The 11,124-nt window shown below is 62.4% G+C and carries 11 protein-coding genes; 9 read left to right on the top strand and 2 right to left on the bottom strand.

Annotation, left to right across the window (positions count from 1 at the left end):
* Positions 1-55 precede the first annotated feature (55 nt).
* From AC4FIJ_RS14080 to AC4FIJ_RS14040, 9 genes are all read left to right on the top strand, one after another.
* Positions 56-622 (top strand): helix-turn-helix transcriptional regulator, encoded by a 567-nt coding sequence (locus AC4FIJ_RS14080; RefSeq protein ID WP_490337308.1) that lies wholly within the window; start codon positions 56-58, stop codon positions 620-622.
* Positions 623-704: 82 nt separating this feature from the next.
* On the top strand, positions 705-1,634 hold the full coding sequence (gene kce / locus AC4FIJ_RS14075) for a 3,5-dioxohexanoate:acetyl-CoA acetone transferase (protein WP_490337307.1): 930 nt from the start codon (positions 705-707) through the stop codon (positions 1,632-1,634).
* Between the two features lie 105 nt (positions 1,635-1,739).
* Positions 1,740-2,741 carry an LLM class flavin-dependent oxidoreductase gene (locus tag AC4FIJ_RS14070; RefSeq protein WP_490337306.1) on the top strand — a complete coding sequence of 334 codons (1,002 nt, stop codon included), beginning with the start codon at positions 1,740-1,742 and terminating at the stop codon, positions 2,739-2,741.
* 6 nt (positions 2,742-2,747) lie between these two features.
* Positions 2,748-5,060 (top strand): 5-amino-6-(D-ribitylamino)uracil--L-tyrosine 4-hydroxyphenyl transferase CofH, encoded by a 2,313-nt coding sequence (gene cofH, locus AC4FIJ_RS14065; RefSeq protein WP_490337305.1) that lies wholly within the window; start codon positions 2,748-2,750, stop codon positions 5,058-5,060.
* Between the two features lie 22 nt (positions 5,061-5,082).
* Positions 5,083-5,733, top strand: a complete 651-nt coding sequence (gene npdG / locus AC4FIJ_RS14060; RefSeq protein ID WP_066849556.1) for an NADPH-dependent F420 reductase — start codon at positions 5,083-5,085, stop codon at positions 5,731-5,733.
* A gap of 2 nt (positions 5,734-5,735) precedes the next feature.
* Positions 5,736-6,491 carry a coenzyme F420-0:L-glutamate ligase gene (gene cofE, locus AC4FIJ_RS14055; protein ID WP_273507471.1) on the top strand — a complete coding sequence of 252 codons (756 nt, stop codon included), beginning with the start codon at positions 5,736-5,738 and terminating at the stop codon, positions 6,489-6,491.
* A complete protein-coding gene (gene cofD, locus AC4FIJ_RS14050) occupies positions 6,488-7,414 on the top strand; it encodes a 2-phospho-L-lactate transferase (protein WP_490337304.1) in 927 nt (308 codons plus the stop codon). Before cofE ends, cofD begins: the two co-directional genes overlap by 4 nt.
* Entirely contained in the window at positions 7,414-7,977 is a 564-nt protein-coding gene (cofC, locus tag AC4FIJ_RS14045) for a 2-phospho-L-lactate guanylyltransferase (RefSeq protein WP_066849566.1), read from the top strand. The genes cofD and cofC overlap by 1 nt, the downstream gene beginning before the upstream one ends.
* Positions 7,978-8,054: 77 nt before the next feature.
* On the top strand, positions 8,055-8,975 hold the full coding sequence (locus AC4FIJ_RS14040; protein ID WP_066849569.1) for a TIGR03619 family F420-dependent LLM class oxidoreductase: 921 nt from the start codon (positions 8,055-8,057) through the stop codon (positions 8,973-8,975).
* 19 nt (positions 8,976-8,994) lie between these two features.
* Here the strand turns inward: AC4FIJ_RS14040 and AC4FIJ_RS14035 are convergent, their stop codons facing one another.
* Together AC4FIJ_RS14035 and AC4FIJ_RS14030 are read right to left on the bottom strand one after the other, a co-directional pair.
* Complete coding sequence (locus AC4FIJ_RS14035) at positions 8,995-9,810, bottom strand: SDR family NAD(P)-dependent oxidoreductase (protein ID WP_232469067.1); 816 nt, start codon at positions 9,808-9,810, stop codon at positions 8,995-8,997.
* Positions 9,811-9,812: 2 nt separating this feature from the next.
* Positions 9,813-10,964, bottom strand: a complete 1,152-nt coding sequence (locus AC4FIJ_RS14030; RefSeq protein WP_083988089.1) for an oxidoreductase family protein — start codon at positions 10,962-10,964, stop codon at positions 9,813-9,815.
* Positions 10,965-11,124: the final 160 nt, after the last annotated feature.

Raw genomic sequence — 11,124 nt, 5'->3', positions numbered from 1 at the left:
GCTGAATCCGTCGCGGCTCAACGAATGGCTGGCTATTGCCTAGCTGCGGATTGAAATGCACCGGTTCAGGCTGGTGCGCTCGCGCAAGGTGGCGAAGCGCTGGCTGGAACTGGTGCGCCGCCGGGGCGCCATCCGTTCCGCCCTGTCGTTCGAACTGCTGCTGGCCGAAATTGCGGTACTGGCAGGCAACCGCTCGGAAGCGCGCCGTTCAGTGCGCGCTGCCGTGGAACTGGCCGAGACCGGCGGCTGGCTGCGCCCGTTCCTCGACGAGGGGGAAGCGATTGCTGCGCTGATCGTCGACGCCTATGGGACTGGCCCGATCCTCGACGATCCGGTCGACAGGTTTGCCCATGGGTTGGTGAAGCTGCTCAAGGGAAATCCGCAGATCGATCAGGACGAAGAGGACGATGACGAGTTCGGCCCCAGCGGCGGCCTGTCGCTGCGCGAGATCGAGATCCTCACCCAGGTGAGCGGCGGCCTGCGCAACAGGGAAATCGGTGACCGGCTAGGCCTGACCGAAGGCACAGTCAAATGGTACATGCAGCAGATCTACGACAAGCTGGGCGTTCGCCGCCGTCCGCAAGCCGTTCTGCGGGCACGGCAGCTGGGCATTTTGTCCTGACACCCTATCGAAGGTTAGATTACGCCCGGTACCGCACGTCCTACCGCAGGGGAAACTATAGCATTTCTGGCGGGAGTATTCTGTGGCCAAGGGTAAGGTAATCATCAGCTGCGCGGTGACCGGCGCGATCCATACGCCGAGCATGTCGCCGCATTTGCCGGTGACCGCTGACGAGATTGCGGAAGCGGCCATCGGCGCGGCTGACGCGGGTGCGGCCATCATTCATTTGCACGCCCGCAATCCCAAGGACGGGCGTCCGGACCAGAATCCCGATCTCTACGAACCCTTCCTCAAGGTCATCAAGCAGCGGACCGATGCGGTGCTGAACATCACCACCGGCGGCCATCCCTCGATGACGCTGGAGGAACGGCTGCGACCGGCAACGCGTTTCGCGCCGGAAGTCGCCAGCCTCAACATGGGTTCGATGGGGTTCGGCCTGTTCCCGATGCTGAACCGCTACAAGGACTGGAAATACGACTGGGAGCCGGCCACGCTTGAGGCATCGCGCGACTTGGTATTCAAGAACACCTACAAGGATATCGAAGGGCTGCTGGAACTGCTTTCCCCGCTGGGCACGCGGTTCGAATTCGAATGCTATGATACCAGCCATCTCTACAATCTGGCGCATTTCCTCGATCGCGGGCTGGTGAAGGCTCCGCTGTTCGTTCAGACCTGCTTCGGCATCCTTGGGGGCATCGGCAGCCACCCTGATGATATCCAGCACATGAAGCGCACGGCGGACAGGCTGTTCGGCGACCAGTATGAATGGTCGGTGCTGGGCGCCGGTGCACGGCAGATGAGCATCGTCGCCATGGCGGCATCGATGGGCGGCAACGTTCGCGTGGGCCTTGAAGATTCGCTCTGGGCCGGTCCGGGCCGACTGGCGGAAACCAACGCCGAACAAGTCGCGACCGCAAAAGCCATCGTAGAGGGTATGGGCCTGTCCGTGGCAACGCCTGACGAAGCGCGCCAGATCCTTGACCTCAAGGGCGCCGACCGGACCAATATCTGAGCAGGAAATGATCCACGCAGGACCAGGACGCTATAGGGAACGCGGCGATAGTCAGCGCAGTCACGTTGCGCCGCCGGCCCGTTGCGTTTGCTGGGGGCGAGGCCGATGAAGCTGGGTATCTGTTCGATGTGGGGCACCTCGCTGGACTTGTTCCGCAGCGAGGTGAGGCTGGCGGCGGAGCTGGACTATGATCTGATCACGGTCGGGGATTCGCCGGCCGGCTGGCATGAAATGGTCACCTCCATGACATTGGCGGCACTTGAAGCGCCCAAGGCGCGGATCGGCTCGCTTGTGACATCGCCGTTCATGCGCCACCCGCTCGTCGCGGCGAGTGCCTTTGCCACCATCGACAAATTGACGGGCGGGCGGGCGGTCATGGGATTTGCGACAGGGGGCAGCACGGTCCTGGCCGTGGGGCGCGCACCGGCCACGCAAAAGGAAGTGCGGGCCGAACTTGTCGCCCTGCGCCAGCTTTTCGCCGGCGAGGAGATCGAGTGGGAAGGGCGGCCCGTCAAATCGCTTCGCTTCGCGCGCAAGGTTCCGATCTATTATTCCGCTTTCGGCCCAAAGGCTCTCGCGCTTGCAGGAGAGCTTGCCGATGGGGCCATCCTGTTTGCAGGTGACCAGAGCCTCGATGCACTGGAGCAGAGGATTGCTGAGTTGCGCGTTGCCGCCGCCAGGGCGGGCCGCGATGCCGATGCGCTCGACATCTGGGTGACCAGCTATATTTCGGTGCGAGAGCATCGGCAGCAGGCCATCGACGACCTGAAGGCTTTTATTGCCGTCAATGCGATGGCCTTTCGTACGCCCGAGACGTTGGCGATGCTGCCCGATAATGTCCGCCCGCTCGTCCAGGCTTTTCAGGCACGTTATGATCCATCGGAACATGTCGTGGTCGGCGGACGCAACGTTCGGCTGATGGACGAGATGGGGCTCACCGAATTCCTGCAGGATTTCGATACGATCGCGGGACCTGAAGACCACGTGGCAGGGGTCATGGCCAGGATGGAAGCGATGGGTGTTTCCACGCTTATCGCCGCGCTTCCTGGGCATGCCGATCCGCTCACCACGATCCGCGGCCTCGCAGCCGCAAGAAAGAGAATGTAACGCGATATGGCATATTGGTGGAACAGGACCGAAGCGCGCGATTGGCTGGACAGGCTGGAGCGTTTCTCGCTGGACGAACTGGCCGCAGAGGCCGAGGCCAAGACGATTGCGGCGCATGGCGCGGTGGTCACCTATTCGCGCAAGGTTTTCATACCGCTGACGAAATTGTGCCGCGATGTCTGCCATTACTGCACGTTCGCTCACCGCCCGTCGCAACTGACGGCGCCATTCCTCGAACCGGAAGAAGTGCTTGAGATCGCCCGCGCGGGCGAACAGCGCGGTTGCCGCGAAGCATTGTTCACTCTGGGCGACCAGCCCGAGGCCCGCTATTCCGCCGCGCGCCGGTGGCTGGACGAGCGCGGCTTCGCCAGCACGCTGGATTATCTGGCTCATGTCGCCTCGCTCGTCCTCGAAGAAACGAGCCTTCTGCCGCATCTCAACCCCGGGATCATGACGGCTGCCGATTACGAAAAACTGCGTCCGGTCTCGGCTTCGATGGGATTGATGCTGGAAAGCACGTCGGAACGGCTGTGCGGCAAGGGAATGCCGCATTACGGGTCTCCCGACAAGATACCGGAAATCCGCCTGCAATCCCTGCGCGATGCTGGCGAGGCAAAGGTGCCCTTTACCACCGGCCTGCTGATCGGGATTGGCGAAACGCGCCTGGAACGGGTGGAGGCACTGCTTGCGATCTGCGATCTGCATGCGCGCCATGGCCATATCCAGGAAGTCATCATCCAGAACTTCCGCGCCAAGCCCGGGACGCTGATGGCAGCAACGCCCGATATCGGGCTCGACGAACATCTCTGGACGATAGCCGCTGCCCGCTTGATACTTCAGGCGGAAATGGTGGTGCAGGCACCGCCCAACCTGCAGCCGGGACAGCTGGGCAAGCTTATCCGTGCGGGCGTCAACGACTGGGGCGGGGTTTCGCCGGTCACGCTCGACCATGTGAACCCCGAAGCGCCCTGGCCACATCTTGAGCAGCTGGAGACCCAGACCGAGGAGGCCGGACGGCACCTGCGCCAGCGGCTTGCCATCGGCCCGGCATTCGCTCGTGCACCCGGATTGTGGACGGACGAGGCGCTTCAGCCGCGCATTCGAAGGGCCATCGATGCGCGCGGATTACCGCGAGACAGCGACTGGCATCCCGGCACCGGCGGGGCGATACCGGAAGGGCCGCTCTCCATCGGTATCGGAGGGGACAAGGAAATTCGCATAGCCCTGGGCCGGGTTGAGCACGGCGAGGAGCTCGGCGCGTTCCACATCGAAAGGATGTTCGGGGCCGAAGGCCGCGATTTCGAGCGGATCTGCCGCGTTGCCGACGAGCTGAGGCATGACCGGGTGGGCGACAATGTCACCCATGTGATCAATCGCAACATCAACTATACCAATATCTGCCTTTACCGCTGCGGCTTCTGCGCCTTCTCCAAGGGCAGCACCAAGAGCGAGCGCGGCCCGGCGTATAATATCGACCATGCCGAAATCGCCCGCCGCACGGTCGAGGCGCGCGAACGCGGCGCGAGCGAGGTGTGCCTGCAAGGGGGCATCCACCCGAGCTATGACGGCAACACCTATCGCGGGATCGTGCAAGCGGTAAAGGATGCAGTGCCGGACATGCATGTGCACGCGTTCTCGCCGCTGGAGGTGCATCACGGCGCCACCACGCTGGGGCTGGATTACGAAGATTACCTCGCTTCGCTCAAGGAATGCGGGCTGGCAACCTTGCCGGGGACGGCGGCTGAAATCCTGTCAGATGATATCCGCGACATCATTTGCCCCGACAAGCTTTCGACCGGCGAATGGCTGGCGGTGATGCAGGCGGCACACAAGGTGGGGCTGAAGACCACATCCACCATCATGTTCGGCCATGTCGAAACCTATGCCCACTGGGCCACGCATCTGCTGCGCCTGCGCGAATTGCAGATGGAAAGCAGCGGCTTCACCGAATTCGTGCCTTTGCCTTTCGTCCATATGGAGGCACCGAACTGGCGCCGCGGGCAAACCCGTTCCGGCCCGACATGGCGCGAAACAGTGCTGATGCATGCCGTGTCGCGGATTGCGCTGGACGGTGCCATTCCGAACATTCAGGTCAGCTGGGTAAAACTGGGTCCGGAGGGGGCGGCCCACATACTTCAGGCAGGTGCCAACGATCTGGGCGGGACGCTGATGGACGAATCGATCACGCGCGCTGCGGGCGGGGTGAACGGACAGGAATTCGGTGTTCCCGAAATGCGCGCGCTGGCCCATGGCATCGGTCGCCGCCTGCAGGAACGCTCCACGCTTTACGGTCTGGCCGCGGGCGAGACCGTCGCATAATTTGACAGAATTGGATTAGTTTATGAGCCAGACGATCGCAGTAGTCGGCGGTACGGGCAATCTCGGCAGCGCCATTGCATGGCGGCTTGCCAAGGCAGGGCATCAGGTGATCATCGGATCGCGCTCTGCCGAAGCGGCCATTGCCCGGGCAGAGGAACTCGGCCATGGGCTGACCGGCATGGCCAATGCCGATGCGGCGCAGGCGGGCGACATCGTGTTGGTCACCGTGCCGTTTTCCGCCCAAGCGGCGACGCTGGCCGATATCAAGCCGCATGTCGCCGGCAAGATCGTCGTCGATACCACTGTCCCGCTCGTTCCGCCCAAGGTGATGCGCGTCCAGTTGCCTGAAGAAGGATCGGCAGCGATATGCGCCAGCAATCTGCTGGGCGACGATGTCCGGTTGGTCGCGGCGTTCCACAATGTCGCGGCGCATCGCCTGGCAGAGGATGGCTTTGTCGATTGCGACATTCTGGTGTTCGGCGACGACAAGGCGGCACGTGCCGAAGTTGTCGCGCTGGCAGAAGCCATTGGGCAACGCGGCATCCATGCCGGCCCGCTGGTCAACGCGGCGGCGGCCGAGGCGATGACCTCGCTGCTGATCTTCATCAACAAGAACTACAAGGTCGATGGCGCCGGAATTCGCATCACGGGCGAATTGAACGCCCCCGATTGACGATGTTCAGCGTATTTCCCGTCGGCGACTTGCCGGAATTCCATGGTGGCGATGACCTGCCTTCCATACTGGCCGACCGCCTTGCCCAAGGCGACCCCGGCCTTGCGCCCGGCGATATTCTTGTTGTCACGCAAAAGATCGTTTCGAAATCAGAAGGCCGGATGGTCGCGCTTTCGTCGGTCGATATTAGCGACGGCGCGCGCGATCTTGCCCGCCAAACCCATAAGGACCCCGCGCTGGTCGAGATGGTACTGCGCGAATCCAGCGACGTGGTGAGAGCGGTGCCCAACGTACTGATAACGCGGCACCGGCTTGGCCATGTGATGGCGAATGCCGGCATCGATGCTTCCAATCTGGGTACATGTGGCGAGGAAAAGGTGCTTTTACTGCCCGAAGATCCCGATGCCAGCGCGGCCCGCATAGCCGATGCATGCCACGCCCGAACGGGCATCAGGCCTGGTGTCATCATCTCCGACAGCTTTGGCCGTCCATGGCGGATGGGGACGACCAATGTGGCGATCGGCGTGGCTGGTCCCCCCGCCGTGATCGATGAGCGAGGCAAACCCGACAGGGACGGGCGGATCATGCAGGTGACGCAAATCGCCTTTGCCGATGCCGCAGCTGGGGCGGCTGGGCTTGCGATGGGCGAGGGTCCCGAGGGCTTGCCGGCCTGCGTGCTGCGCGGCCTGCCATGGCAGCACGGCGATCAGACCAGCCGGAACCTGCTGCGTCCGGCGGGGGAGGATTTGTTCCGATGAGCGCACGTGTCACTGTCCTGACCGGAGGCGTGGGCGGCGCCAAGCTGGTCGAGGGCTTGCAGCAGATCGTGCCCGGCACTCACCTGACGGCGATCGTGAACACTGGCGATGATTTCGAGCATTTCGGCCTGCCGATCTCGCCCGACATTGATACCTTGCTCTACACGCTGGCGGGGCTGTCGAATGTCAGCCTGGGCTGGGGCCGCGAAGGCGAGACATGGTCGTTCATGGCCGCGGTAAAGAGCCTTGGCGGCGAGGACTGGTTCAACCTCGGCGATGGCGACCTCGCGCTGCATGTCTTGCGCCGCATGGCCAAGGACGCGGGCCAGCCTTTGTCTGAAATCGTGCGGGGTTTTGCCCGCCAATGGGGTCTTGGCCTGACGATCCTGCCGATGAGCGACGATCCCGTCGCGACATGGGTGAGAACGGACGAAGGATTGCTGCCTTTCCAGCGCTATTTCGTGGCGCGGCGGTGCGAACCGCGCGTCAATGCGATCCGCTTAGAAGGTGCTGATGCTGCCTTGCCGGCACCGGGCGTGGTGGCGGCCATCGAAGCGGCCGATATGATCCTGATTGCGCCATCCAATCCTTGGCTCAGCATCGATCCCATATTGGCGGTTCCCGGCCTGCGGCAGGCGCTGGAACGCAGGAATGCGCCGCTTGTGGCCGTGTCGCCGCTGGTGGGCGGAAAAGCGGTCAAGGGGCCGACGGCCAAGCTGATGGGCGAACTTGGCCTTTCGGTGACGAACCAGACGATTGCCGAACATTACGGCGAACTGCTGGACGCGATGCTGGTGCACGAGGGCGATCCACAGCCTTCCGGGCTTTCTTTTGCTGAAGCTGACACGCTTATGAACACGGCGCAGGATCGGCACCGCGTTGCGATCGCCGCCATGGATCTCGCCGAACGACTGACGCGCTGATGGCATGGACGGCGCTGGTCCCGATCCGCACCGGCCCTGCGGGAAAGTCGCGATTGAAAGGCGTGCTGGATGCAGACGCACGCGGGCGCCTGGCATTGGACATGGCTCGGCACGTGATCGACGTTCTGGCGCAATGTCCGGGAATCGACCGGATCGTCGTGCTTTCGAACGAAGCCTTCGACCATCCTGCGGCCGTGTGGGCCAAGGACGGCGGGCAGGGGCTGAATGCCGAGATTTCGGCGTTTCGGAACGGTTTCGGTGCGTCGCCGCTACTTGTGATCCACGCAGACCTGCCCTTGTTGGCTCGGGACGATGTCGATGCGCTGCTTGATGCTGCGACCCGCCATGGCGCTGCCTTGGCCACGGATCGCCTGGGGCAGGGCACCAATGCATTGGCACTGGCTGACGGTCGATCGTTCTCGTTCCAATTCGGGCAGGGCAGTCGCATTCTTCACTGCGGCGCGGATGTTGCCATGCCGGTACTTCAGCGGACGGGTCTGTCAGCCGATCTCGATACGCCTGCCGACTTGGAGTTCCTGCAGGAACGGGGATTGCGTGTCTAAACCGCCTTTCTTCCGGCAGGTAAGTTGACTGCGCCGGACTGTTACCCGCCCGGTACACCAGCGCAGGAGAGGCAGTCATGAAACTGAGTATCGGTATCCCCAAAAGCATGAAGGTTGCCGCCATGGTCCAGCCATGGGAGGAACCGCTGACCGGAGCCGATGTCGGGGAACTGATGGCAGTCGCGGACCGGCTCGGCTTCTACAAATGCATGCTGGGTGAACATTTCATAATTCCCAAGGAACACATCGAACTGTCGGGCGACTGGTATTTCCACACCGCCGTGGCGCTGGGTTTTTATGGCGGGCAGACGAAGAACCTGCGCCTTGCATCCTCGATCTCCATCCTGCCGCTGCAAAGCCCCATCGTGCAGGCCAAGGCATGGTCGACGCTCGACTGGCTGACGGGTGGTCGGGCAGAGCCGATCTTCGGCGTTGGCTGGCTGAAAGAAGAATTCGACATGCTGGGCGTGCCGTTCGAAAAACGCGGCGCGATGGCGGATGAATATATTGCGGCGATGATCGAACTCTGGACGCAGGACGATCCGGAATTCGAGGGCGAATTCGTCAGCTTCAAAAATTGCGGTTTCGCACCCAAGCCGCTTCAAAAACCGCACGTGCCAATCTGGTTCGGCGGCGATGCGCCTGCGGTTCAGCGGCGGGTGGCGAAGTTCGGCAATGGCTGGTCGCCGTTCCGTACACCGCCCGAAAGCTTTCCCGACTGCATCGACTACATCAAGTCACAACCGGAATATGACGGTCGGCCGCTGGAGATGTTTTTCGCCCTCGAAATGCTGAACGTCGGTGCGCATCATGAAATTCTGGATGATGCCCGTGCGCCGGGGACCGAGGACAAGCAGAAGATCATCGACCAGATCGGATGGCTGAAGGAACTGGGTATTACCGAAACCATCGTACCCTTGCCGCCGGGCCTGTCCGGCAAGCAGGCATGGATCGACCGCCAGCACTGGGTTGCCGAGGAGATCATGCCGGCAATCTGACCGATAGCGTTTCGTCCCGTTACCCCGGCATGGCTGCGAACATGTCCAGCATGTCGGCGTAATGGGGCTGGTGGTGGGCGATGCCGCCATCGGCCGAGATGATCTGGGCGGTGACAAAGCCCGCAAGATCCGACGCCAGCCACAGCACGGCGCCCGCGATATCATCCGCAACGCTTTCGCGGGGCAAAAGCACGTGGCGCTGGATCATGGCGAGCTGGTGGTCGGTCATTTGCGCGCGCGCCACGGGGCTGAGCACAAGGCCGGGAAGCACCGCGTTGCAACGGATATTGGCCCGCCCGAACTGCGTGGCCGTATTGCGGGTCAGCGCATTTACCGCGGCCTTGGACGCGCTATAGGCGGGATTGAGCACATCGCCGAGCAGCGAAACGCCCGAGCTGGTGTTGATGATCGAACCGCCGCCCGCGGCGATCATGTGCGGTACGACATGCTTGGTCACGAACATCGTCCCGCGCACATTGATGTCGAAAGCGGCATCCCACACTTCCGGATCCATTTCGGCCAGAGAAGCGTCGCGCATCATCTGCTGGGCGCCGGTGTTGGCGGCATTATTATGCAGGATATCGATCCTGCCGAATTCGTCGATCGTCGCCGCCACCATAGCAGCGACGCTGGCTTCATCGCCCAGATCGACCTTCAAGGCGATGGCCTTGCCTCCGGCTTCTGCAATGCCAGAGGCCACCCGCCGCGCGCCTTCCTCGTTGATATCGGCAACCGCGACCGACGCGCCGTTCGCGGCCAGCATGCGGGCGCAGGCTTCCCCGATATTCGCACCGCCGCCGGTAACTATGGCGATCTTGCCCTCGACCAGACCCATTCTTATTCTCCTAATAGCTGCCACGTGCCGTAATCCTCGGCAGCCGTGAAGAAGCGTTCGTTCATGGGAAGGCCGTTCTGCCCCCACTCATCGAGATTGGCGGCCCAGGCTTGCAATCCGTACATCACGAAAAGCCGCGTCTGCTCCCATGCCTCGTCAAAGTCGGGAACCCCCTGCGCGCCGGTCGCGATCAGATATTCGCGATATTGCTTCACCATGTCCTTGTGATGCTTGCGGCGCTCTTCGATGCTGAGCGCGCCGATCACGAAATAGGTCAGGTCGCGCCATGGGCGGCCGCGCCGGACCAGCTGCCAGTCCAGCCAGAGCCGGTCGCCGTCGGGCAGGATATAGGTATTGCCCTGATGGCAGTCGCCCAGCACGATACAATGCGGCGCATCATAGGCCCGCTCAAGCTCACCCAAACGGTCAAATGCGCGTTCCAGCTTGCGCGGATCGTCAAGGTAATGCTGCGGCGCGACGGCGCGGAAAGCAGGGTCCGCCAGATTGGCTTCGATCCATTGCCACATGATCCGCACCTGATCGCTGTCGACGGGTGTGTCCATCTGGGTCTGGAGCCATGGGGCATTGGCGGTGCTGATCTTGTCGCTTCCCCAAAGGCTGCCATGCAGCGTGGCAAGGCCTTCGAGATTGTCCATGATCATGTCGACGCCATTGGCATCGGTACTGTGCCCGAACTTGCCGCCGCGCTGCACTAGATCTTCCAGCACCACAAAGCCATGCGCACTGCCGTCATCGTCCCAGTCGGCGTAATAGCATTTTGCCGTCGGCACTTTCATTTCGTCGATCAGGAAGTGGTAGAAGCGCGCTTCGACGGCGTGGATATCGACATTGTCGAACGATCCCGACCAGTTCGCCTTCATGCAGACATGCTCGGGCAGTCCTGCGGCCTTGCCCGCATCGTTCCAGTCGACTTTAACGCGCCATTTCGTCGTGTGGCTGTTGAGCAGTTGGACGGTTTCCACGCTGTGCGCCGCAACGCCCGGATATTTATAGCTCATCATCCTGCCCAGCCACTCGGCGTCGACATCCTCCAGCCTTGTCGGCAGCTTGTCCGTGCGGGCGGGATAGGGACGCGGCACGCAATTCGTGTCGACGACTGTACTCTTATATTGGGCGGGGGCGTGCGGATCCATGGGTCAGCTCCTTGCGATCTGTCTGTTTTCGAACCTGCGGCGCGATGGGCGGCATGTTCCTCTCTTGCCCTCATGCTTCGCAGAGCACCTGATGGAGCAACCTGTCCAAGGAAAGGGGCGGGACGGGCTGGGCAGGGTGATGAAGCGGCGACGGAGAGAG

The organism is Croceicoccus sp., assembly GCF_983967925.1.
This window is presented reverse-complemented; position numbering and strand designations above follow the sequence as displayed.